19 protein-coding genes are annotated in these 25253 nt (G+C 44.9%); 10 read left to right on the top strand and 9 right to left on the bottom strand.

Going from position 1 to position 25253, the window contains the following annotated elements; all coding sequences use genetic code 11:
• The first annotated feature begins 19 nt into the window (after positions 1 to 19).
• On the top strand, positions 20 to 3961 hold the full coding sequence (locus tag Q4519_RS05445) for a two-component regulator propeller domain-containing protein (RefSeq protein WP_303510465.1): 3942 nt from the start codon (positions 20 to 22) through the stop codon (positions 3959 to 3961).
• A gap of 384 nt (positions 3962 to 4345) precedes the next feature.
• On the opposite strand, the gene pflB is transcribed toward Q4519_RS05445, so the two are convergent.
• From pflB to Q4519_RS05425, 4 genes are all read right to left on the bottom strand, one after another.
• On the bottom strand, positions 4346 to 6631 hold the full coding sequence (gene pflB / locus Q4519_RS05440; protein WP_303510461.1) for a formate C-acetyltransferase: 2286 nt from the start codon (positions 6629 to 6631) through the stop codon (positions 4346 to 4348).
• Positions 6632 to 6867: 236 nt separating this feature from the next.
• Positions 6868 to 7074 (bottom strand): hypothetical protein, encoded by a 207-nt coding sequence (locus tag Q4519_RS05435; RefSeq protein WP_303510459.1) that lies wholly within the window; start codon positions 7072 to 7074, stop codon positions 6868 to 6870.
• A gap of 296 nt (positions 7075 to 7370) precedes the next feature.
• The gene (gene ycaO, locus Q4519_RS05430; RefSeq protein ID WP_232801167.1) at positions 7371 to 9164 is read right to left on the bottom strand and encodes a 30S ribosomal protein S12 methylthiotransferase accessory factor YcaO; all 1794 of its coding nucleotides are present in this window, start codon (positions 9162 to 9164) and stop codon (positions 7371 to 7373) included.
• Between the two features lie 181 nt (positions 9165 to 9345).
• Positions 9346 to 10524, bottom strand: coding sequence for an MFS transporter (locus tag Q4519_RS05425; RefSeq protein ID WP_303510455.1), 1179 nt, complete (start codon positions 10522 to 10524; stop codon positions 9346 to 9348).
• A 199-nt stretch (positions 10525 to 10723) separates the two neighbouring features.
• Between Q4519_RS05425 and Q4519_RS05420 the strand changes: the two genes are divergently transcribed.
• From Q4519_RS05420 to Q4519_RS05410, 3 genes are all read left to right on the top strand, one after another.
• Positions 10724 to 11512 carry an alpha/beta fold hydrolase gene (locus tag Q4519_RS05420; RefSeq protein ID WP_303510452.1) on the top strand — a complete coding sequence of 263 codons (789 nt, stop codon included), beginning with the start codon at positions 10724 to 10726 and terminating at the stop codon, positions 11510 to 11512.
• The gene (locus tag Q4519_RS05415) at positions 11509 to 12777 is read left to right on the top strand and encodes a condensation domain-containing protein (protein WP_303510448.1); all 1269 of its coding nucleotides are present in this window, start codon (positions 11509 to 11511) and stop codon (positions 12775 to 12777) included. The genes Q4519_RS05420 and Q4519_RS05415 overlap by 4 nt, the downstream gene beginning before the upstream one ends.
• Before the next feature lie 403 nt (positions 12778 to 13180).
• On the top strand, positions 13181 to 15244 hold the full coding sequence (locus Q4519_RS05410; protein WP_303510445.1) for a TonB-dependent receptor: 2064 nt from the start codon (positions 13181 to 13183) through the stop codon (positions 15242 to 15244).
• A gap of 189 nt (positions 15245 to 15433) precedes the next feature.
• Here the strand turns inward: Q4519_RS05410 and Q4519_RS05405 are convergent, their stop codons facing one another.
• Positions 15434 to 15673 carry a phosphopantetheine-binding protein gene (locus tag Q4519_RS05405; RefSeq protein WP_303510442.1) on the bottom strand — a complete coding sequence of 80 codons (240 nt, stop codon included), beginning with the start codon at positions 15671 to 15673 and terminating at the stop codon, positions 15434 to 15436.
• 195 nt (positions 15674 to 15868) lie between these two features.
• On the opposite strand from Q4519_RS05405, the gene Q4519_RS05400 reads away from it, so the two are divergent.
• From Q4519_RS05400 to Q4519_RS05385, 4 genes are all read left to right on the top strand, one after another.
• Positions 15869 to 17527, top strand: a complete 1659-nt coding sequence (locus tag Q4519_RS05400; protein ID WP_303510440.1) for a (2,3-dihydroxybenzoyl)adenylate synthase — start codon at positions 15869 to 15871, stop codon at positions 17525 to 17527.
• A gap of 35 nt (positions 17528 to 17562) precedes the next feature.
• The gene (locus tag Q4519_RS05395) at positions 17563 to 17898 is read left to right on the top strand and encodes an isochorismate lyase (protein ID WP_232801174.1); all 336 of its coding nucleotides are present in this window, start codon (positions 17563 to 17565) and stop codon (positions 17896 to 17898) included.
• Between the two features lie 152 nt (positions 17899 to 18050).
• Positions 18051 to 18944, top strand: coding sequence for an isochorismatase family protein (locus tag Q4519_RS05390; protein WP_303510438.1), 894 nt, complete (start codon positions 18051 to 18053; stop codon positions 18942 to 18944).
• On the top strand, positions 18895 to 19785 hold the full coding sequence (locus Q4519_RS05385; RefSeq protein ID WP_303510436.1) for a siderophore-interacting protein: 891 nt from the start codon (positions 18895 to 18897) through the stop codon (positions 19783 to 19785). Before Q4519_RS05390 ends, Q4519_RS05385 begins: the two co-directional genes overlap by 50 nt.
• 106 nt (positions 19786 to 19891) lie before the next feature.
• Here the strand turns inward: Q4519_RS05385 and Q4519_RS05380 are convergent, their stop codons facing one another.
• Both Q4519_RS05380 and Q4519_RS05375 read right to left on the bottom strand, forming a co-directional pair.
• Positions 19892 to 20239 (bottom strand): hypothetical protein, encoded by a 348-nt coding sequence (locus Q4519_RS05380; RefSeq protein WP_303510434.1) that lies wholly within the window; start codon positions 20237 to 20239, stop codon positions 19892 to 19894.
• Positions 20217 to 20498 carry a type II toxin-antitoxin system Phd/YefM family antitoxin gene (locus Q4519_RS05375; protein ID WP_232801178.1) on the bottom strand — a complete coding sequence of 94 codons (282 nt, stop codon included), beginning with the start codon at positions 20496 to 20498 and terminating at the stop codon, positions 20217 to 20219. Before Q4519_RS05375 ends, Q4519_RS05380 begins: the two co-directional genes overlap by 23 nt.
• Positions 20499 to 20708: 210 nt before the next feature.
• Between Q4519_RS05375 and Q4519_RS05370 the strand changes: the two genes are divergently transcribed.
• Entirely contained in the window at positions 20709 to 21311 is a 603-nt protein-coding gene (locus Q4519_RS05370; RefSeq protein WP_232801179.1) for an HAD family hydrolase, read from the top strand.
• Between the two features lie 88 nt (positions 21312 to 21399).
• On the opposite strand, the gene Q4519_RS05365 is transcribed toward Q4519_RS05370, so the two are convergent.
• Positions 21400 to 23028 (bottom strand): (2,3-dihydroxybenzoyl)adenylate synthase, encoded by a 1629-nt coding sequence (locus Q4519_RS05365; protein ID WP_303510430.1) that lies wholly within the window; start codon positions 23026 to 23028, stop codon positions 21400 to 21402.
• A gap of 8 nt (positions 23029 to 23036) precedes the next feature.
• Positions 23037 to 24218, bottom strand: coding sequence for an isochorismate synthase (locus tag Q4519_RS05360; RefSeq protein ID WP_232801181.1), 1182 nt, complete (start codon positions 24216 to 24218; stop codon positions 23037 to 23039).
• Positions 24219 to 24458: 240 nt separating this feature from the next.
• Between Q4519_RS05360 and Q4519_RS05355 the strand changes: the two genes are divergently transcribed.
• On the top strand, positions 24459 to 25244 hold the full coding sequence (locus Q4519_RS05355; protein WP_232801182.1) for a 2,3-dihydro-2,3-dihydroxybenzoate dehydrogenase: 786 nt from the start codon (positions 24459 to 24461) through the stop codon (positions 25242 to 25244).
• Positions 25245 to 25253 lie beyond the last annotated feature (9 nt).

The following is a 25253-nucleotide window of genomic DNA, read 5'->3' as shown; positions in this document are numbered from 1 at the left end:
TAGAATTAAGTCAAAGGATATGATGAAAATTCTTTATCTGTGTTGCTACTTATTGTTTTTTATTTGCTTCAAGCTGGCAGCCTTTCCTTATCAAGGGGCGCACCACTTTGAATCAATTGGCCTAGAGCAAGGTTTGTCTCAAGCGACAGCGGTTGCTATGGTGCAAGACAGTCAGGGATATATTTGGATTGGTACACAAGACGGTCTCAATCGTTATGATGGCCACAATATTGTGCATTACCGTTATTCGGCCAATGATGAGCAAAGTTTATCTGGCAATTATATCTCTAGCTTGGCCCTTGATAGCCAGCAACGCCTTTGGGTGCTGACACCCCAAGGTCTCAATTTATTTCAACAGCAAAGTAACAATTTTAAACGCTTCAATGTGCCAATATCGGCCCATCAACGTAATGCGACTAGCCCTTGGCAGTTAAAATCTGATCATCAAGGCCGGCTTTGGATAAAAAGTGCTGGTGGAATGAGTGTTTTTGACCCTGACTCAGGGAAAGAAACCATATTACCGTTACCTGACGCTCAGTTACCTATCTCTGATTTCATTTTTAGTTCAGATAATCGTTTATGGTTAACGAATCAGAGCCAATTGTATCTATGGTCAAAAGAGCGCCAGCAACTAGTGCTGCAACCGCTAAAGCTTCGAGATAACGATGAAATCATTACTCTAGCTAGTCCAGATGGTGCGTCCTCTGCAATATTATGGTTGGTAGGCAATAAAGGGTTATATCGGTTTGATGCAGAGAGCCAGCTTACGCAATTCTACGACAAACAGACGCTCGGTATAAATGCTAAGTTGACGGATTTAACTTTTGATAGTGATGGAACGCTATGGCTAGGGAGCCAGTCCGGTTTGTATGTATGGTCAACGGCGATGGTGCGCAGTCAACTAGTGCATCATAAAGTGGGTGATCGAGTGGGACTTAAAGATCAATATATTCGTCAATTGTATTTTGACCGTACTGGGGTGCTGTGGATTGGCACGCGGTTGGGGGGCGTCAGTAAGTTAACACCACAAGCAGCGCAGTTTCACTTATTGAATCAGACACAAGGGATGATGCACAGTAATGTCGTGATGTCGTTGGCCAAGTTTGGCTCGCAACTGTGGCTAGGCACAACGGATGGCGCCATTAGCCAAATACAGTTGGATCGACCAGAGGTTCAGAGATGGCGGCCGCTGTCGGAAACGGGGCAAGATCTGGGGGTCATCGTTGATATCGAAATGGATAAGCAAGGTGATATCTGGTTCGCTTCAAACCGTGGCTTAACAAAATACCTGCCAGAACAACATTCGTTTCAGCCCTATCCCATTACTGGGCCATCAGGGGAGCGAGACAACTATATTAGCCAATTGTTTACATTTCGGGGGCAACTTTGGCTGGCTAGTGCGCGCTATGGGTTAGCAAAATATGACGAACAGACGGATAATTTTGTTTTTTTAGAGCAGGGCAGTTCGGTTGTTTTACAAAATATATCCAGCGTACTCGTGGACGGTAACCAGCTTTGGTTGGGGTCGTTCGACGGTCAACTATGGCAACTAAGTTTCACGGATGATGTTCATTATGAGCTTCAAAAACATGAACTTAATTATTTAGGTCAAGCCCTCAAACTCGACATTATCACAACACTTTACCAAGATGCCGATGGCTCTATCTGGGTAACTAACCGTAATGGTTTAATTATTTATCAACCGGGTAGGGGAGATGTAAAGTTTTTAAGTAGTCAAAATGGCTTCCCAGACGGCGCATACTATGAAGTGTTACCTGATGTGCAAGGCAATATTTGGGTGACCTATGCTCATGGCATATTACAGCTTAACCAGCAAGGTGAGTTGATGGGGCAGATTGATAGCGAAAGAGGGCTACCGGTAAATGAGTTTAATGGTGCCAGTGCACAAAGTGATGACGGTACATTATTTCTAGGCAGTGTTGATGGCTTATTGGCATTTAATATCAGCCAGCCCCTAGCTGTTACTTCGACATTACCTGTGGTTTTCACTGATATTCATACCCAATTAATGCAGCATAACACCCAAGGTACAAGGCAATGGCATAAAGAAAACGGCTATCAAAGTGAACTGGCGTTATCTTATGATAATGCCACTATTAAATTGGGTTTTTCGGATCTTGATTTTGGCCATTCTCCTTCTTATTTTCGTTATCGACTCAATGGCTTAGATCAACATTGGAATCTCGCGGAGCTGGGGCATAACGAAGCCATATATCATCAGTTAGATCCTGGTGAGTACCAATTTGAAGTGGAGGTGAGTAAGCACCCTGAGCAATGGACAGGCTTAACTAACATGCTACCCATTACTGTTGCTACCCCTTGGTGGCGAGAATGGTGGGCATATGTATGTTATTTAAGTAGTTTGTTACTTATTGTTTACTGCTATATTCGCTTTAGGTTAAGGGTTGCGGAGCAGCAAGCACGTAAGCTTAGAGTTCAAGTAAAGCAGCGTACCCGAACGATCGAACAGCTGTTACGACAAAAGGTGCGTATTTTTACCCATGTTGTGCATGATCTCAAAACGCCTTTAGCCTTGATTTTAGCGCCTGTTCAGCTTTTAAAGCAAGAGGTTAGAGAGTCGAGTCAACTGCAGCAATTAACCCTTGTTGAGATGCAAACAACACAGTTGTTGGAGCAAATAGATCGGCTTGTCAAATTAACCGACTCTAGCTCAATAAATAACGCCCCAGTTGTGGGAGTTTATGATTGGCAAAGGATTATTAACTCTGTATTAGAGCAATTAAGCCATTCCTTTGAGCTGAACCGTGCGAAAACAAAGTTAGATATAAATGGCCCACTATGGGTCAAAGGCTCCGTTTCTGAACTAGAGGTGATCGTATTTCATTTATTGACTTACCTTCTTACGCTTGCGAAAAAAGGTGCTGTTATTTCAACCTATGGACGCACTTGGGACCAAGAAATTAAGATTTGGCTAAGTGTGCAGGGGCTTTGTCTTGGGCAAGCACAGTGTCAAGCTTTGTTAGCGCCATTTCATGAGATCAGTGTGGTGGATGCGCTAAGGCTAGATGAATTTGGTTTAATGATGTTAAAAGAGCCCCTCAGTAGCTTGCATGGGGTAATGACGGTAGAGCATCGCCGTCAACAAAGTTATATTGTGGTTACTTTACCGCTGGCAAGGCAGCAAAGTGAGCATAGGAATACCAATGCCGTTAGGGGGGATTTGGCTTCTTGGTTAAAACAAAAGAAACCCGTTGATCTCAATGCTGCGCCGATCTTACTTTTAGCAACTTCAAGTAAAAACATGGCCGATTTTCTTCGTAGTTTATTTAGTGAAGAATACTCCGTGCTGCTTGCCAGTGATCATCAAGCCACCTTATCACTGGCGCAAAAACACTTACCCAAAGGCATCATTTTAGATTTTGACGATGCCATCGATCTTTGTGCCAAGCTAAAAAGTAATGCCACACTAGGACAAATTCCACTATTGATGCTCACCACTGAAATGGATAAAGAGGCAAAGCTAGCTGCGTGGCAGTCAGGCGTGTATCAAATTTTACATAAACCCTTTGAGTTGGCAGAGTTAAGGGTGTTGGTGTCCAATATGATGCAGCTTAGCATTCAGGTAGAGCAGGAGGCTGATGTTGGTGAAAAATCGTCTTTTATGGCTCGTTTAGATGGTATTTTAGCGTTGGATTTTGCCGATCCAGAGCTAAACATTAATTTGATCGCCGATAAAATGGGCACCAATACTAAGCAGCTACAGCGTAAGTTAAAACAAGCGGTTGATATGACCCCAAATGAATACTTGCGTCAATATCGCCTAGCAAAAGCGCAGCAAATGCTTGCCGAGCCGCTAACCATTCAAGAGGTTGCGCTAAGGTGTGGCTTTAATTCACCGAGTTATTTTACCAGTTGTTATAAGAAAGCGTTTAAGCAAACGCCAAAACAGGCACAGGTTCAAGGCGTAGAAGTTGAATAGCGTAGTATCTAGAGAAAAGTGATGCAAATTAAAACAGTTTTCAAGTATGTTGCGAAGGCAATGTTGGTTTTTGCTGGCATTGCGGGTGTATTCGGTTTATTTATTTGACGCAAAAATAGTGCTTACCTCAGAAGTGCCAACAGGTTATTAATGAGTCAAAAATATTGAGTGGCTCAGATTGGTAGTTTTTTCACTTAGTTGGTGTCTATCTTAAAAAGAAGCGCAGTTTCAATAGAGGTGCCAGTCAAGGCGATAAATGAACAAGGCCCGCTATTGCTATATCTTTAATCAGTATTGGGCTTGAAAAGCGGCTATAAAAAAGCCTTGCTGAGCAAGGCTTTTTGTTTTCAAGTTAATCCCTGATATCAGGATTAAAGCGAGCTATTAAAGCGAGCTAGTAAAAGTACGCGTGATAACGTCGTTTTGCTGTTCTTTAGTCAGCGAGTTAAAACGTACCGCGTAACCTGATACACGAATGGTTAGCTGAGGGTACTTGTCTGGGTTTTCCATCGCGTCTAGTAGCATTTCACGGTTCATAACGTTTACGTTCAAGTGCTGACCACCTTCGGTGTTCGGCGTGTGCTTGAAGTAGCCATCCATCAAACCTGCTAAGTTAGCGCGTTGCGAATTGTCATCTTTACCCAGTGCGTTTGGCACGATAGAGAAGGTATACGAAATACCATCTTGTGCGTAAGCAAACGGCAGTTTAGATACCGATGTTAATGATGCAACCGCACCTTTCTCATCACGACCGTGCATTGGGTTAGCACCTGGAGCAAATGGCGTACCTGCGCGACGACCATCAGGAGTGTTACCTGTTTTCTTACCGTATACCACGTTAGACGTGATAGTCAGGATAGATTGCGTTGCACGAGCGTTACGGTACATTGGACGTGCTTTGATTTTCTTCATGAAGCTTTCAACAAGCTCACATGCAATGTCATCAACGCGTGAATCGTTGTTACCAAATTTCGGATAATCGCCTTCAATTTCGAAATCAACCGCAATACCATCTTCGTCGCGTACAGGCTTAACTTTAGCGTACTTAATTGCAGCCAGTGAGTCAGCAGCAATAGACAGACCGGCAATGCCACATGCCATGGTGCGAGATACATCGCGATCATGCAGTGCCATTAGCGCAGCTTCGTAGCTGTACTTGTCGTGCATGTAGTGAATACAGTTAAGAGCTGTGACGTATTGCTCTGCTAGCCAGTCCATGAAGTGGTCTAAGTTAGCGTAAACTTCGTCGTAGTTAAGCACTTCGCTAGTGATTGCAGGGATCGTCTTAGGACCCACTTGCATTTTCATTTTCTCATCTACACCACCGTTGATGGCGTAAAGAAGCGTTTTAGCAAGGTTGGCACGCGCACCGAAGAATTGCATCTGTTTACCAACAATCATTGGTGAAACACAACATGCGATAGCGTAATCATCGTTGTCAAAGTCGTTGCGCATTAAGTCATCGTTTTCGTACTGAATAGAAGACGTATCGATAGATACTTTGGCGCAGTACTGCTTGAAGTTTGCTGGCAAGCTTTCTGACCACAATACAGTAATGTTTGGCTCAGGTGATGGGCCCATAGTGTATTGGGTGTTTAGGAAACGGAAAGCGTTCTTTGTTACCAAAGTACGGCCATCTGTACCCATACCACCGATTGACTCAGTTGCCCAGATTGGGTCGCCAGAGAATAATGTATCGTATTCAGGCGTACGTAGGAAACGTACCATACGTAGCTTCATCACTAGGTGGTCGATTAGCTCTTGCGCTTGCTCTTCAGTAATTTTACCCGCTTTTAGGTCACGCTCAATGTACACGTCTAGGAACGTAGCAGTACGGCCGAAAGACATTGCTGCACCGTTTTGTGATTTAACCGCAGCGAGGTAGCCGAAGTAAGTCCACTGAATCGCTTCTTGTGCCGTTGTTGCTGGGTTAGAAATATCGAAACCGTATTTCGCAGCCATTTCTTTCATTTGGCCTAGAGCACGGTATTGCTCGAAAATTTCTTCACGTAGCTTAATGGTGTCTTCGAGTTTAGTCCCTGCTACTAGCTCAGCTTCAAGTGATTTGTGTTGTTTGGCTTTATCCGCCATTAGGAAATCGATACCGTATAGTGCTACGCGGCGGTAGTCACCAATAATACGACCACGACCGTATGCATCTGGTAAGCCTGTTAGTACGCCAGATTTACGACATTTCATAATGTCGCCAGTATAAACGTCGAACACGCCTTGGTTATGTGTTTTACGGTAATCGGTATAGATCTTCTTAACTTCAGGGTCAAGTTCGCGATCGTATGCAGCAATACCGCCTTCAACCATACGAATACCACCGTTAGGGATAATCGCACGTTTAAGTGGCGCTTCAGTTTGTAAACCAACAATGGTCTCAAGGTCTTTATTTACGTAACCAGCATCGTGAGAAACAATGGTAGAAATAACAGAAGTATCGAAATCTACTGGTGCGTGAGTGCTGTTTTCTTGCTTGATACCTTCCATCACTTTTTCCCAAAGTGTGTCGGTCGCAGCCGTTGGGCCAGCTAAGAAAGAATCATCGCCTTCATATGGGGTGTAGTTCTTTTGGATAAAGTCACGAACGTTTACCTCTTTTTGCCAGTCACCTTCGGTGAAGCCAGCCCAAGCTTGGGTAAGTTGCTCTTTAAGTTCTGCCATAACGGTATTCCTACAGTATGTATTACTAATTTTCATTAATGGACTAAGCCATTAACAGCTATATGTTTAACATGCCATGTTGCTTTAATACTTCAAGATGATGGACTGGAAACCTTAACCATGGCCATAAGCAGTATTCACCTTGTTGTTATTTATTTACCACTTTATTTTGACCTTCTAGCCTAATCCACCATTAATGCTTTTACCAGTACTAGTTTTTGTTATTAAATCAATCGTTAAGCAAGGCGTGGGCCTAGTATGCTGATGTGATTTACAAGACAAAAAGCAGTGTTGTTGTTAGTTGTAAGCTCTTGGTTTGGTAGCGTTAAAGAAGTTAATTGGGTGGTATGATAAACGGGAGGTGAAACGACTAAGGCTAGCATTTTTTTCGCTATCTGGGCGACATCTAGAGTGTGCATTAGTTGAATCATTAATGTCATCATTCTCACTCCTCACCTCTACGTTTCATTTTCTCTGAAACAAAATATAGCAGAGGGGTGGAGGGGGAAAATTGATCATGATCATTTATCATGATTTTGTTTTGTAATTTTACTACATTTCTAGTGGTAACCTGTTTTTCCAGTCTCTAGGCATTTATCACGATTAAAATGGCGCTGAACCTTTTGTATAAAGGCATAAAACCATAATAAACCTAGGGGAAAGAGGGAGGTTGAAGAAGAGTGGGGGGAAACATAAGCAGCATAAAATGCTGCCTATGTTGTAATTGACCGAAAATTTGTTACAGCTTGTGCTGTTTAGTCGCGTGAGTAGTTTTAGCCTGTTGCAGTTTATCGTAGGCTGTTAGTAATTTTTGATGTAAAGCATGACCTTCTAGTTTTTGATTGATTGGGCTTAAACCAAAATTAGGCTGTTTTAAATCAATCAGATCAAATACTTGTTGTACTAACTCGGCGCTGTACATGCGCTCAAACACCTTGATGTACTGTTTACGCTTACGATTTTCATCAAGCTCAAGTTGCAATGCTTGGCTTAAGCAGTCATAAAAACGCATGCGTGCTGGGCTAAGGGTCGATTGACCGTAATCTAACGTCCACTGCGCCCATTCTTGCGCTTCTTCTAGTTCGCATAATGTCAGTGAAAGTAAGCAACGAAGCTCGCCAACACGCAGGGTTTTCCATGGATTACCAGCTTCAAACGCTAACCCAATCAGCTCAAATACCCGCTCTTGTTCGCTATAGTCTTGCGCATCTAAGTAATCGAGCACTTTACTTGCTTGCTTTTGGTCAAACCAATTCTTCGATAGCTTGAACATCAACTTACGCAGCTTGTTCCCACCGCTATTATTGCGCCATACTAAATCTTCAACGGGGTAAATCTCCGATAGACCAGGCGCCAAAATACGACATGAGTATACATTTAAGTGTTCGTAATCGGCGATATAAACAGGTTGTTTGATTTCGTCAAATGCCGCGATGAGTGCATCAAATTCATCGGGCGAACTGCCTTCGCTGTTCCAATGAACAAACTCATAGTCGGCTTTTTTCTTGAATAAATCCCAAGAAATTAAACCGGCACTATCAATAAAGTGGGTTTCAAGGTTGTGGTGATCGGCCACGTCATCATTATCAAATGTTGGTGGGTAGAACACGTCTAAGTCTTTTAAACTGCGGCCTTGTAATAACTCGGTTACGGTGCGCTCAAAAGCCACTTCAAATTTAGGGTGTGCGCCAAAAGAAGCAAAGCAAGTGCCATTAGTAGGATTTAGCAATACCACGCAAATAACTGGGTACTTACCCCCTAATGAAGCGTCATAGCTATAAATAGGAAAGCCTTCCGCTTCTAGTTTATCAATCGAGGCTTTAATACCGGGGTAACTGGCAATGACTTTAGCTGGGATTTCTGGCAGGCTGATGCCATCAGCAATGATTTTGTTTTTTACGCTTCGCTCGAATAATTCAGATAAGGCTTGTACGCGCGCTTCGGTGCGTGTATTACCTGCTGACATGCCATTACTGACATACAAGTTTGCCACGATATTCATTGGAATATAAACGGTTTCTTGATTGTCTTGGCGCGTGAAAGGCAAGGCACAGATCCCGCGCTTATCATTACCTGAGTTAAAATCAACCAAGTGCCGCGCGGTTAGCTCATTATGTGGGTTGTAGTGTTGGTGTAAATAATCATCCAGTATGCCTGTTGGTAGGCTGTTGTCATCGGTTAAGCTAAACCATTTTTCATTGGGATAATGCACGAAATCACTTTGCGAATTTTTTTTACCTAAGTAGAAATCAGCCCAAAAATAGTTACAGCTTAAACGTTCAAAAAACTCACCTAAGGCACTGGCTAGAGCGGCTTTTTTACTGGCCCCTTTACCATTGGTAAAACACAGCGGACAGTCCTTGTCACGAATATGCACAGACCACACATTAGGAACAGGGTTCAACCACGACGCCTCTTCAATATCAAAGCCAATGCTTTTTAGCTTGGTTTGCATGGTTTCAATAGAGTCTTCCAGAGCGGCGTCTTTACCTGTAATAAAGGTGAGGGCAGAGTTGGTTTCAATACGTGACATAAGGTTTCCGTTAAATTGGCGCTAAACACAGGGCGCTAGAATATCACAATGAAAAGCAGGGTGAAGTGATATCGAAATAGCGACCTGTAAATTCATCTTTTGTAGGCATACCCAATCTATATTTGTAGTAATTCAGTAGACAAATTAATAAACGGATTAACTTGTCTACCTTGTTGGACGGTTATGATTGAGCGCTAAATCTGGATTGATTAGTTAGCACAAACAAAAACAGCACCGCCATCAGTGAGGCAGCAAACCAATAGGGTAAACATTGATTAGTTTGGTACAGCAAAGTGGCCACAACCGGTGCCAAGATAGAGCATAGCCCTTGAATCGCGGAGAGGGTTCCTGCCGCAGCGCCTTGTTCAGATCTAGCGACCGAATTGGCTGTGATTGCTTGGATCGCGGGAAACAGTAACGCGAGCCCAATTGCCATAAATATGTAACCTAAGCTAAGCATGGCTGCAGAATAGGCAAATGACACAATACATAGCCCCGCGAATGCGGCTAGGGGACCCAATATTAAGCTTTTATATAAAACGTTGTGCTTAATTTTGGCCAGCAAACCTTGAGTAATACCTAATGTGATGCCGGTGATGGTTAATACAATGCCAGCGAGTTGTGCGGCTGATTCTGGCGTGTCTCGAATGCGATCCAAGATAAAAAAACCTATGATGATTTGGGCGGTGATAACCGCAAACATAGAAGCAAACATCGCCAGAGCAGGGAAGCGAAGACGAGCATCAAATAAGCGTACAGTGGCTTCTGGAGGCGCTTTGTTTATTTCGGTTACCGGTAGGTGAAGTTTAATAAATACCCAAGCAAGGACTGGTAAAAGCGACAACACATACAGCGGTAGGATCAGCGAGTACTGCGACAACCACCCACCCAGCGCTGGCCCCGCAACTAAGCCAATAGCACTTGCTGCGCCAATGCTGGCCATGGCACTTTGACGCTCTTCTGCTGTTGATATGTCGGCAACAAATGCATTGCTAACTGGTGTAATGGCGGCCAAAAACAACCCCACCAACGCGCGTAAAAAGATCAAACCAACCAGCATAACAAGGGAGTTAAAGCTAGCCTGCAATGACAAATCTAGCCATATCGTCATTAGGATAAAAGAGAAGGCGTAGCCGAAAGTGGCTACCAGCAATACCGGCTTTCGGCCTATTCTATCACTGCTGTCACCCCATTTTTTGGCACTGAGAAACCAAGTAATTCCTGACATCGCAACCACTAACCCGCCATGCCACTCAAGTAATCCCACTTCTCGGATAATGGGCCCAATCACAGGGATAATCGACATCATGGCTGTCATACAAGCTGCATTTAATATAAATAATTGTTTGATAGGGCTCATCATATTGACTTTAAAAACAAAATAGCTAGACACATGGGGTGGAATATACAGGTAATATATTTTTATTAAAAGTGCTAATGAAAAGCGTTATCATTATCTAGTGGTCCTCCGTAGCAATATCTCAGCCATTGGCGCTGCGACTGCAACAGGAAGGCGTTTATTTTTGCTTACAGCAATAGACAAGTCGTCTGGCGGTAAAATGATAATTAAAACTGGTTATATAGAAGTAAACAGCTCAAGGGTGTATTACCAAATCTCAGGTAATCGGGCTGGCGAGCCGTTGCTAATGCTTCACGGTGGCCTTGGCTCTGGCCATGAATTAAAGCCCATTCATCAATACTTAGGGAATGATTTTCAGCTAATAAGTGTGGACTTTCGCGGTCATGGCAAGTCATTAATAGGATCTTTGCCACTCAGCTACCAGCTGTATCAGCAGGACGTGGAAGCTGTACTACGCTATCTCGCCATTGATCGGTATGCCATTTTTGGTTTTAGCGATGGCGGGATTGTAGGCTACCGATTGGCTGCACAAGCGCCAAGTCGAGTCATTTCTTTGATCACCTTGGGTGCACAATGGCGACTCAATGCTGAGGATCCATCAATGCAGTTGTTGGCTAACTTAACGGCTGACTTTTGGCGTGTTCGGTTTGCTGACGATGTCGCGCTATATGAACGGTCAAATCCTGAGCCTGACTTCTCAAAGCTACTCGCTGCGGTTAAACAAGCTTGGTTTGATAACACCAAATCAGGTTACCCCGGTGACCTAGTGAAGCAAATCATTTGTCCCACCTTGATCATGAGGGGGGACAACGACTTCATTTTTTCCCTCGATGAAGCGATAGCATTAAAGAGCAAGATTAGCGCTTGCAGCTTTGCCAATATTCCACTGACAGCCCATGCCACGCATCAAGAAGCGCCAGACATAGTCGGTGCTATGGTTAAACGCTTCATATTAAAGCAACGTAAATTACTAGGTAATAAGTCATGATGAGCCATGCTTGGCAGCCCCTTACCAATGCGCAGCAAGCCTATTGGGATGAATTTGTTCGACACCCAGACCAGCCTCTATCGATCGTCGCTCATTGCTTGGCAATCTCTGGCGCCGTGGATATTAATAAACTAGCACAGGCCATTAACCAAGCCGTTGCAGAGGCACAAGCCTTGCACCTTAAGTTTCAGTGGGCGGACAGTGCGTCTTATCCACAGCAAATGGTCGCTCGCCATCAACAACCTAGCGTCGAGGTGGTGGATCTCCGTGACCAAGATAATGCACTAGAGCAAGCCGATGCTAATATGCGCTTGGATGTCGCGACGCCGATCGACTTGGTGCAAGACACCATGACCAAAGTCCAGCTCTATGTGATTAATAATGAAAAGGTGCTTTGGTATCTACGCACTCATCATATCGCGGTCGATGGCTATAGCATGTATTTGATTGAGCAACGCTGTGCCCATATATATCAGTGTTTACTGAATGGGACAGATGCGTCACAGCGCGCCTTTAAACCGTTTGATACTTACCTGAAAGAGCATGGGGATTACCAGCAAAGTAGTCGTTTTGAAAGTGATAAAGTCTATTGGAATCATTACCTCGATACAGCCAACCTCGCACTCAGTAACATGGTTGCAGAGGTGACAGATACGACGGTGGCAGAACGAGATGTTACCGCTTCAGTCAGTTGTGCACTGGTCACGACCGCGCAAAAGTTAATGATAGGTTGGGGTGATATGCTTACCTTACTGTGCGCTACTTATCTCTACCAACATTGGCGCGGTGAGCCAGAGCGTGACCCACTGCCAGTATGGCTACCTTATATGAATAGGATGGGTAATCCGTGCGCAAATACACCTGGCTTGATGGTGAATACTATTCCTTATTTGGTGAGGCTTGACCAGAATGAAGCGATCGATCTCTTCTTAAAAAGAGCGGTAACTGAACTAAGAAATCACTATCGTCACGGTCGCTACCGAGTCGAAAATAAACAAAGGTCAAGTGGTCATTATTGCCTTTCTCCTTTTATTAATGTTTTACCTTTTGACCCTCCTGAGTTTCAAGCTTGTTCTGCACAGCAGCGTGTTATTGCTGGTGGGGTGGCTGACGGCTTCAATGTGACTTTTCGGTGTGCCAGGCAAGCAACCAAACTGTCATTAAAAATAGAAGCGGAAACGCGTTTATTTAGCCCATCCCAATTACAGCGACACGCAGATGATTTATTGCAATATTTAACTAAAACCCTGCAACAGCTGGAGTGAAATAGAGGGCTGATTAGTCGTCTATTTCACTAAAAGTAGCTTACAACAAAAAAATAAACAGAAACAATAATTACTTATTTTTATAAATGAGAATGCTTTACATTTGTCTTGTTAATCTATAAAGTTCGCTTCGTCATTCGTCAAGCTATTGAAAGAAGTAACTATGTGTTTTACTTACTGGCTTTTTTGAGCGTTTTCTACGTTCCATTAGCCTGACGATGTTTAATCAAAATTTTGGCCCGTGTACCAAAGCAGAGGTCAATGAGGAACATCGGAAGTTCAGCTTACTACTCATTCTTTGAGCCCATGCCTTTTCAACTCAGTTTGAAATGCTTCCAAATCACTCATTCATCTCGGGTACATCAACGTACCTACTGTTAATGCTAAATGAAGGAGAGTTTTAATGACGGCATTACGTCAAACGCCAGAGAGTGAGTTAGGAAGCGGCACATTTAAGTTGCGTAAATTATCTGTGATCATCTTGGGTCTCTGTGTGAGTGGTCAAGCTACTGCAGAAACAGATAAAAGCACAGCTGCAACCACTAAAGACAATTCAAACCAAACCATTACGGTATACGGTGAGAAAACAGAACGATCAATTTATGATACCGGCTCGAGTGTCAGCGTATTTGACGAAGACCGCATCGCTACCACCCCTGGTGCGACTGAGATTGATGACCTGATACAACTAACACCAAATATTGTGGATTCTGGTGTTGGTAACAACTTACCTTCGGTTCGTGGTGTTGACGGCTCAGGTCCTTCGATTGGCGGACTTGCAGCATTTGGTGGCTCGATGCCAAGACTGAACCTTTCCGTTGATGGACGTTCTTTAGGCTATTCCGAAGCTGCATTTGGCCCGCTTTCGCTGTGGGATATGCAGCAAGCTGAAATTTACCTAGGGCCGCAAAGCTATGTTCAAGGCCGTAATGCATCGGCTGGTGCCATTGTTTTAAAATCAAATGACCCTACCTATGAATTTGAAACCAAAGCCCGAGCGGGGCTTGGTCAACAAGACTTTTCGCAGACAGCTGCTGTTATTTCCACTCCGATTATTGATGATCAGCTAGCATTCAGGTTGAGTGTTGATCAGCAAAAACGCGACAGTTATGCAAATCTAACAACTTACCAGCCAATAGGCGATCCAAACCGCATTGAGATGATGACGGCGCGCGGTAAGTTCTTGTTTGAACCTATGGGATTGCCAGGATTTAAAACCACGTTGACGTTTGCTCATATGGATACGCGTGGACCACAATCTGAAACTGAGCAAAATGCAGATATGCGTGCCATTTACGAAACCCAATCCGCTAGCGGCATTTGGGATTTATCTTACAAAATATCCGATACGCTAACGTTCGAAAACAACCTGATTTACACCGATCTTTCGTACAATCGCTACTCAGATCCGGCTGCGCGTCGCGGCAAACAAGATATCAGCTCGGATAGTAAGCAATTTCAAGTTGAACCCTTGCTGAGATTTAATTCAGCTGATGGCGATGTGTCTAGCCTAGTGGGTGTGCGCTACTTTAAGTCTGACGATGATGAAGCCTATGAAGAGTTAGGTTCATCAACACCAATGAAAGGTAAAAACGAAACCATGTCAGCTTTTGCTGAGGTAACTTACGCCATCACCGAGACATTGGATGTTGTCGCTGCAGGTCGACTCGAGCGTGAAGGTAAAAAGCGTAACATCGATTCAGGTTTTTATGGCTTAGATTATGATGAAACATCGACGGTATTTTTACCTAAGCTTGAGTTTGCTTATAAGCCACAACAAGATCAAACAATTGGTATTCGCGCAGCTAAAGGCTTTAGCTCTGGTGGCGCAGGTTTAGGCTTTAATGGCATTAACTTTGCGGGCTTTACACCTTATGAGTACGAAAATGAATACGTTTGGAACTATGAACTATTTACTCGTCACAGTGTATTGGACAATGTGTTGGAATTAACGTCTAACGTCTTTTATAACGACTTTGACAACTACCAAGTGCTACAAACTGCCCTCAATGGTGATGTGCGTGTAGATAACGTGGATGGTGCCTACACCTACGGTGCAGAGCTTGGCAGTCGTTGGTTTACTACCGATAACTTAGAGCTATTTGCAGGTGTTGGTTTGCTGAAAACTCACTTTGAGTCGCCAACGGGCGAGTCAAACGAACTACCTCGAGCACCTTCTCTCACTGCTAACATTGGTGCCTTGTACACCATCGCTGAGGGTTTTGAGCTCAGTGGTAACGCACGTTACACAGGTGGCTACTTTACCGATGTTGAAAACACTAGCAATGAAAAAATCGATGCTTACTGGGTTGCTGACACTCAACTAGCTTATGTATTTGATCATGGTCGTGTTGCGCTGTTTGCAACCAACTTATTTGATTCAAACGACGATATCTACAACTTCCGTGGTGTATTAACCAAGCAGCAGCCTCGACTATTTGGTGGTTCGGTAGAACTTTATTTCTAATCAGTTAGAACCAGCCTAAAAACGCCTTGCCTAGAGCAGGGCGTTTTTTTGGCATAAAAAAGCAGCTCAGTGATTTAGCTGAGCTGCTTTAAATAGATTTTGGATGTTATGCCGTGGCTTTAGGTGAAGTGATGATGGCTTGCCATGAGGCTAATTTAGGGTTCGCCATTAGCTAAACAAAGTAAATGTCTAGCCTGCTTCAGTTGATGTGATGATGGCTTGCCATGAAGTTAATGTAGGGTTCGCCATTAGCTGAGCAAAGTTAATGTCTAACCCCGCATTTCTCAGCTGGCCCGTTAGGCGCATCATGCTGATGGAGTCTAAGCCGAGTTCAATTAGGTTCACGTCGGGGGTAACCGATTCGGCAGGCACATTGAGTAACTGGCTGACCATGGTTAACAAATCAATATTCGCTTCTTGCTTTGACAAAATCATTTCCTTGTTGTTCGGAAGCAAAACTTCCAATAGTGACTTCAAATTCGCGGTACACAATATCATTACTTGATTGTTTGATACAAATGATTATCATTGTTATTCGTTTTTGTGGGTAAGCACCCATTGCAGCCCCAAGCGGAAGGAGGGATGGCCTCTTAACTGCATACGCCAATTATAAAAGGGAATAACATGGAAACTGCGTTGAAGGAGAATACGGTTCAACATGGCCTGTTGGACGGCTTTGTGGATCAGCCAGCCCATCAAGCCAAGAAATTTAGTGATGCCAACATTTGGCAAAACACACCACTATGGGGAATTTTAAGTGAAGGCGTTGCAAGGCATCCGACTAAAACGGCGGTAGCGGATCCCAGTGGCGCATTAACCTATGCCGATTTGTTGCAAGCTGCAGACGAAATGGCGGCGGGTTTACAAGACGCCGGTTTAACAGCTGGAGATCGGGTTGTTTTCCAGATTGCCAATAGTCTTTCTTTTGCTAAGGTATTTTTTGCCTTACAACGTGCGGGTTTAGTACCCGTGCTGGCGCTGCCTGCTCATGGCATTGCCGAAATTAGCCACTTTATCAAGTTGGCTGGCGCTAAAGCTTATTTTGGCTCTAATTTAGACAACGACGGCAAAGCCTTGAACATTGCCGATGCCTTAAGCCGCGAATTTGAACAGCAATTAAGTCATATTTATATCGCTGGCGAGGCGGGCAAGTATTCAACCTTGCCTCAAGGTAATGCGGCTCAATTTATTCCCGTCGCATCAGCTCCCGAGCACCCTGCCTTGTTTTTAGTGTCAGGCGGCACCACAGGCCTGCCTAAGTTGATCCCTAGAACCCACAACGACTACCGCTTTAATATCCAAAGTTGTGCCGCTGCCAGTGACTTCTCCAGTGAAGAAGTCTATCTCGCTGTATTGCCTGCGGCGCACAATTTTACCTTAGGTTGCCCCGGCTTATTGGGGGCGCTACAGGTGGGTGGCAAGGTGATTTTCACTGCTAACCCTAGCCCGGATTATTGTTTTGCAGTGATCGAGCAAGACAAGGTAACGGCGACCGCATTAGTCCCTGCGTTGGCACAGCTATGGACTGCGGCCAAGGAGTGGGAAAACGCCGATACCTCCAGTTTGCGAGTGATGCAAATTGGCGGTTCCAAGCTAGCCTACAGCGATGCGTTGGCGGTGCAAAAAGTCTTTCCCGGTGCCTTGCAGCAAGTTTTTGGCATGGCGGAAGGTTTGATCGCCTGTACGCGCCTGAATGATGACGAAGAGTTAATTGCCGCTAAGCAAGGGCGGCCAGTCAGTCAGTGGGATGAGGTTCGCATTGTCGATGACGAAGGCGCTCCCGTTGAGTTAGGCGAAGAAGGTGAACTGCTTACGCGGGGCCCTTATACCTTAAGAGGCTACTATCGCGCTCAAGAACATAATGCGCGTGCCTTTACCCAAGAGGGCTTCTACCGCAGTGGCGATCGCGCCATCTTAGATGAAAACGGCTATATCGTGGTGACAGGTCGGATCAAAGATGTGGTTAACCGCGCCGGCGAATGTATTGCCACCGACGAAATAGAAGAACAATTGCTGATGCATCCGAATGTGGCACAAGTGGCGGTAGTGGCTGTGCCCGATCAGCATTTAGGCGAAAAAATTGGCGTTGCCTTGGTCAAAAAAAGCCTTGCTCCCACGCTGCAAGAATTGCGCAGCTTTCTCAAGCAGCAAGGGTTGGCCTCATTCAAGTTGCCCGATGAGCTGCATATAGTGCCTAGCTTGCCTAAAACCGCGGTGGGAAAAATTGACAAAAAGCGCGTACTAGGTCCAGACGGAAGCCCTTGGGTCAATACACAAATTTAAGTTGCATCAGGGAAATAAGATTAAAGGAAACTAACGTGTCATCTTTAAAGAAACCAGAAGCATGTGAAAACCTCAATGATATTCGGATAGGGATAGATACGCTCGATAAAGAAATCGTGCAAATCCTCGCTAAGCGCATGGGCTATGTCAAAGCCGCCGCCCAATTTAAGCCGGATGAACAGAGTATTCCTGCGCCCGAGCGCGTGGTAGTGATGTTGCAAGACAGAAAGCAGTGGGCCGAAGAAGCCGGTATGTCGGCCGAGTATGTCGAAAACTTGTTTACCAACATCATAGATTGGTACATCAACCAGCAAATTAAACATTGGCGTGCCGAAAGAGGGCTAGCCGAGCCCGACAATGCCGTCACTTGATTTTACGATTTTACATTATCAGCTGGGGTAGCAACGAGCGCATTTCGCTGCTCTGTTTTCACATTTTTACTTTAGTTGCTGAGCACACAAGATTTGATTTATCAGGCTGCATCATGAACCGGCGCTGATGAAAGTATTAAGGACAATTACGAATGGCGATACCAAAAATAGCAAGTTACGACTTGCCAACGCACACCGAGTTTCCAACTAACACAGCCAATTGGCAAATTGAGCCAAGTAAAGCCGTGCTGCTGATCCACGATATGCAGGAGTATTTTGTTGGATATTATGAGCTGAATGCCGCGCCAATGGCGGATATTTTAACGAATATTCAAGAGCTTAAAAAACAAGCCAAAGCTGCGGGTATTCCTGTGGTTTATACCGCTCAACCCGCCAATCAAGACCCAAAAGACCGCGCCTTATTAACGGATTTTTGGGGGCCAGGTTTAAATGGCGATCATACGCCTGTAGTGGCCACATTGGCGCCAGAGCAAGACGATATTGAGTTCGTTAAATGGCGTTACAGCGCCTTTAAAAAAACGCCTCTACTTGAGTACATGCGCGAAAATAACAAAACCCAGCTAATCATTTCGGGTATTTACGGCCACATAGGTATCTTATCGACCGCATTAGATGCCTTTATGTACGATGTGCAGCCGTTTGTTATCGGTGACGCCATTGCTGACTTCACACGCCAAGACCATCTTCACACCTTAAATTACGTGGCGGGTAGAGCAGGTAGCATTAAAACCTTAGATCAAGCGGTGGCTGAAGTTAGTGCTGCCAAAGGGGGGGGGTTAAGCCTAAATGTATTGCAATTCGATGTCGCTAATACCTTAGGTGTCGATGCTAACGATATAGATGTAAACGAAAACCTAATGTTTATGGGGCTAGATTCGATGCGCGCCATGACGCTGGTGGAAAAATGGAACAAACAAGGGGCGAACGTGTCGTTTGCGCAATTAATTGAGGCGGTTTCGTTGCAAGAATGGTGGCATGCCATCGAAGCAACCCTCACCACTCAGCAAGAGCAAGTATCAGCTTAACCAGCAAATTCAAAAAGGTAAAATGATGAGCGATAACAACGAGCGTACCTATCCTATGTTGCTGGACTTTGTTCGTAAGCAGCCGGTGTCTAAAAACTTATTGCGCGTTACCGTGACAGGCGAAGACCTCAAGGGCTTTCCTGAAGATCAAAATGGGACTCATATTAAGGTGTTTTTCCCTAACCGAGAAAGCGGCATCTTGCAGCTGCCGTACCGTGAAGGTGAAACCATCATCTGGCCCGAGCATAAGCCCGTGCCCAGAGCTTACACCGTCAGAAAATACCGCGCCGATGCCAACGAGCTGGATATCGACTTTGTTATTCATGGCACCGACGCCCCCGGCGGTGGTTGGGCATTTAAAGCGCAAGCAGGCTCGCAAATAGGTTTGGTTGGCCCTGCAGGGCCAGAGCCTCTGATCCAACCAGCAGATTGGCACATTATTGCCGGCGATCTGACCGCTGTGCCCGCTATCAGCGCGTTACTGGAAAGCTTGCCAGCAGACTCCCAAGGTTACGCCTTTATTGAGCTTGAGGATATTGCCGATAAACATGACATCGCCCATCCTCAAGGCGTAACACTGCAATGGTTAGTGCGAGACACCAACAGCGATCAATACCTGTTAAGTAATGCCATCAGCGGCTTAGCTAAGCCCGAGGGTGCGCAAACCCTATCGGCGTTTATTGCCGGTGAAAATGCCAGCGTGATTGCCTGTCGTAAATTGCTCAAAGATGAATACAAACTAGCGAGAAAGAGCATGTATGCCATTCCATACTGGAAACGCGGCAAAGACGAAGAAGCCTACCATCAAGAGCGCCACGACGTGATGGATGCAGAGTATTAATCTTTGATAATGTTGAAAAAACTAGGAGCGGCAGTGATGCCGCGATGCTGCACCAGCCTATGCCGCTTGGTGGGCGTCTAACTTCTTAAAGCACGTTATATTTTCGTTATTTATATAGAATACAGTGGTCTACAAGCACTCTTTCTATATCTTGTCGTTGTGAGATGATGACGCTGCATTGTATTGTTGTCATCTCTTGCTCTTTTACTTTATACAAGATGCGCAATCCATTGTATTTATATTCTCTTATGGTTTTTATGCCAAGGTCTAATAGTGTGAGCGACAAGGGGACTGCTAGGGGGTTCTCTTTGACAAGATCTTCAAAATGTTCAATTGTTGCTTGTATTTTTTCTATGGCTTTATCTTCTTCCATGTGATGAGCCATAAAACTAATTAAGTTGTTTGTCAGCTGTTCAAACGTTTCTGTATATTCAATTCGCACTTCTTGGCTCATCAATATTCTCTCCAAGTTGAGATCTTCTTTTGGCCAATCTTTCCTTGAAGGTTTCACTTGTCATCACACGGTTGTTCTTATCGTCTTCTTCTGAGAAAGAAATTAACTTGAGCAGTGCGACTGCTTCATCTCTTTTTTTTCTTTCTTGGTAAGACTCTATCACATAGGCTGGTTTGCCATTTTGTGTAATTGTCATGGGTTCTTCAAGTGCCAAGTTGGCTGCGTTTTTTTTCAAATAACTTATTGTTTCTATACGCATCTCGCGTGTCCTCCAGTTGCTCGGATCCAATACTGTCATATCACCGTGCATTTAATTGGTTTATCACTAGCTGGTCATCCTAGTGATACTTATTATCCTATAGGTAGTATGATAATAAGTCAATCATTAGACTTTATATAGTCTAAATATGGTTCGCTGGTGAGGTTTTACATTTACCAGAGCTGCGGTTTGTCATTAGGGAGGCGAACGTTGAATATTGCACTGTTTGATTTCGATGGAACGATCACGAATGCAGATATGTACACCAAGTTTCTGCACTTATCTGGAACAAAGCGAAGAGCACTACTGGGAAAAATAGTGCTGCCACCCTTTTTTATCCTTTATAAACTGGGTGTTATATCGGCCCCTAGAATGAGAACCATTGCTAGCTTTGTGGCCTTCTTTGGCCGGAATGTTGATGAAATCGTAGCTGCTGGGGAGAAATATGCCGAGGATATTGTGCCGAAATACCTTAGAGAAGTGGCTATAAAAAAGCTGAATTGGCATAAAAAGAATGGCGATAAAATTGTTATCGTGTCTGCATCACTCGATGTGTATTTAAAACCTTGGTGTACTAAAAATGGGTTTTCCCTCGTTTGTAGTGAGCTTGAAGTTGACCGTGGTCGGTTTTCTGGACGTTATGTCAATGGTGACTGTAGTTGTGCAAATAAGCCGAAATTGATCCATTCTAAGTTTGAACTAGGGCAGTACGAAAAAATATATGCCTACGGTGACACAAAAGAAGATTTAGCCATGTTGAGTTTGGCTGGTGAAGCCTACTTTAACTGGCGGCACTACACTGTCGACGAATAGCTCTTGCTTCAAAGCGGCAGTTAAACCCTTATCCATGATTAAGGGATTAACTGCGTTCCTCACAGATATTGTATACCGCAAGGCGGGCTCAAAGCCGCGCATATTCCTCTCTCAGCTGTTTCTTATTTATCTTACCGACCGAGGTTTTCGGTAGGGCATCGACAAACTTGATTAGATCGGGAATTTTGTAGTCGGCTAGGCCGTTGTCACGAAGGAAGTATTTGAGTTTTATCGGGTTAACTTCAACGCCTGCAACCTTCACTATCACCGCGCAGCTGCGTTCGCCTAAGTAGCTATCTGGGATTGCGATTAACGCCGCATCATGCACGCCCTCGTGGCGTAGCAGTTGGTTTTCGACTTCTTCTGCCGCTATCTTTTCACCGCCGCGGTTGATCTGATCTTTATCGCGTCCGGTGACGATAATATTACCGTCTTCCGTGAGTTTGACGATATCGCCGGTGCGATAAAAGCCTTGCTGATCAAACGAGTGCTGATTGTGCTCGGGGGCTTGGTAATAGCCGCGAATGGTGTAGGGACCTTGAGTCAGTAAAAAACCTTCTTCACCCACCGCCACAGGGTGCCCGTCTTCATCCACTACCTTGACTTGGTCATGGACTGAAATGGGCCGGCCTTGGGTGGACACGATTATCTCAATTGGATCATCTAGTCGGGTATAGTTAACGAGCCCTTCAGCCATGCCAAACACTTGTTGTAGCTGGCAGCCAAGCCTGTTTGGCAGTGCTTTAGCGGCTGTTTCGCTAAATTTGGCGCCACCAACCTGAATTAATTCTAGGCTTGAAAGGTCATATTGAGTCGATTGCGCCTGCTCCATCCAGAGCAATGCTAGGGGGGGAACTAAGCCCGATACCGTTACTTTATGCGCTTCAATAAGCTTAAATGCCGATTTTGGTGTGGGGTCTTGCGTTAGGATCACGGTTCCTCCTGCAAAAAATACCCCTAAAGCACCCGGAGAGCTGAGCGGGAAGTTATGTGCGACTGGCAGGGCGCAAAGGTAGCGCGTGTGGGTATCAAATTGGCAGATGAGATTACTGCCTATCACGCTATAAGCGTAGTCATTATGGGTGCGAGGGATCAGCTTTGGCGTACCTGTTGTGCCTCCGGAAAGTTGAAAAAAAGCCAAATCTGATGCCGTTGCCGTCTGACTATGATCCGCTTGCCCTTTGATATCCTCCAAGGCAATGAACCTCTGATCTTGCAAGTTTTCAGGCGCACCGCGAACCACTATGTGTTGCAGCGTATTACTTTGTGCTAACACTTGCTTGGCTAATCCTTGATAGTCGAAACCCGCTGGCTCACCATCGATAATGTAAGCTTTCGCTTGTGCATGTTGGCAAAAATAAGCGATGTCAGAAAAACGGTGCGCGGGCAGGGCTAACACAGGGCGAATGCCTTTTTGTAAAAGCGCAAAGTAACAAAAATAGAACTCGGCGACGTTAGTCATCTGCAGCACTACATTGTCACCTTGGTTGAGCCCTAACGACTGGAAACCTGACGCCAGTTGCGACACCTGTTCAGCCATCTGTAAGTAGCTAAACTGGCGTTGACCACAAACAAGCGCAGTGGCACCACTGAATTGGCTCACGGTGTGCTGAAAATGGTCAAATAACGTCTTGTCTTGCCAGTAGCCTAATGCTCTGTATTGTGCGGCCAGAGGTGCTGGCCAACTAGTTAAATCTAACTGTTTATCCGCACTCATTATTTCACCTAAGCCGTCAGTAGATCGTTTAGTTGGATACCGGCCGCAGTGAGGATGGTGCCCATCTTAGCGCCTGTTTCATCTAGTTCACTTTGTGGGTGGGAGCCATTTACTATACCGGCGCCAGCAAACACTTTAATTTGTCGCTTTTGTACTTCAGCGCAGCGGATGGTCACCACCCATTCACCGTTGCCTCTTGAATCACACCAGCCAACCATGCCAGTAAAATAACCGCGATCAAATTGCTCCAGTTTGCTGATGGCCTCATAAGCTTTTTCTCTTGGGTAACCACAAACCGCAGGGGTAGGGTGAAGCTCAGCGGCGACCTTCAGCACGTTGATAGCGGGATCATTGACTTGTCCTTCTAGCACAGTTGAAAGGTGTAGCATAGTGTTGGTTTCGATCACCGACGGCACCATAGGCGTGTACAAATTGTAACAATACTTACTCATGATCCGTTCGATTTCTTCAACCACTAAACCGTGTTCGTGTAGATCTTTACTGGTATTGAGCAGTGAGTTAATGGCGTGTTGATTTTGTTCATCTGAATCAGAGCGTGGGCGAGAGCCAGCCAACGGATTAGAAATGAGATGACTGCCTTTTTTTGCCACCAGCAGCTCAGGGCTGGCTCCCATCAGCTTTTGCTCGGCACTGATATTGGCTGCAAAGGTATAGCCTTTCGCGTTGATAGATAAAAGGTTACGTAGCAGTGTTTGCTGCTGGATATCTGTGTCTGTTGCCACGTCGATAGTGCGTGAAAGGACGACCTTGGCAAGCTCGGTATGAGCAAACAAATTGATTAGATCGGATACGCCTTGTTTGTAATGATGACCACTTGGCGAAGAAATCACGCGAGCATTGGCTGGCGTAAGTGCGTTTTGGCGCAAGGCTCGGGTGCTACTCGATACGAACAACTGCTCGGGAATAATGAATTTGGTCGGGTTTTTTTCATTAAATGGCACAATACCAAACAAAACCGGGTTATCGGATTCAGACTTTTTAGCGTCCTGTAGCATAGCATTCGCTTTATCAGCTAATGCTGAAAATGCAATAGGCTGGTGGCATTCCATTTCAATGCCTTTACCTAGCATAGTGTTGTTAGGAGAAGCGAAGAAGAATGGAGAAGACGCTAGCTCATTATCCAAAAGCTCACTTTCCATTTTTGAATAGCCAATCACTTCACGTTTCATAACAGATCCCTCTTGATATATAGATCGTGATGACGCTGCACAATCACCCTCAAACATGGTTAATGGATTGTGCACTTCATCGGGTTGCTTATTTTGGTCAGTAAGATTACATTTACTTTTTGATAAATGCTAATGATAATAATTGTTATTAGGTTTTATCTTTTGGTTTTAGCCTGGCTGGATATTTATTCGCGCCAGGCAGCAGGTAGTTGGTTTTTATTTAGGCGGTTCATCTCACACATGGAAAAGTTTCTTAAACAGCAGCACGTGTTATTAACAGGTGCTGCCAAAGGTATTGGGTTTAGTACCCTAGAGCATTTACTCCAATCGGGGGCCAAGGTGCTGGCAACGGATATTGATGAACAATTGCTAGCCAGTCACAGCGCTGTCCTTGCTGCGCAGTATCCGGGGCAACTTAGGGTGGCAAAGCTGGACTTGTCACAGCCTGAGCAGGTGAAACAGCGTATTGCTCAATGGGTGACAGAGTTGGGTGAGTTCGATCACCTAGTTAGCTGTGCAGGCATTCTTCACCTTGGATCGCTGTGTGATATGCCATCAGAACAAATAGAACAAACCTTTATGGTTAATTCGTTTGGCGTTCTAGCCGCCATGCAAGGGGTGGCAAAGTGCATGAAGTTACGCCGCAAAGGCAATATTGTGGTCGTTGGCTCCAATGCCGCCAATACACCCAGAGCCAATATGGGGGCTTATGCGGCATCTAAGTCGGCGCTGCACATGTTGGTCAAGTCAATGGGGATAGAACTCGCGCCATTAGGGATCCGTTGTAACCTTGTCAGTCCGGGTTCAACCCGTACCGAAATGCAACTAAAGCTGTGGCACGAAAACTACGGTGAAGAGCAGGTGATTGCTGGCGACGCCAAGCAGTTTCGATTAGGTATTCCCCTTAATAAAATCGCTGAGCCAGCCGACATTGCGCAATCAATATTGTTCTTGATGTCTGATGCGGCTAACCATATCACCTTACACGACCTGCGTATTGATGGCGGCGCAACGCTGGATCATTAATAGCCCTAG

This window comes from Motilimonas sp. 1_MG-2023 (genome assembly GCF_030547455.1).
In the GTDB taxonomy this organism is placed as follows: Bacteria; Pseudomonadota; Gammaproteobacteria; order Enterobacterales; family CBDFNC01; genus Motilimonas.
Note: the sequence above shows the minus strand (reverse complement) of the source record. Positions and strands in the feature narration are given on the sequence as shown.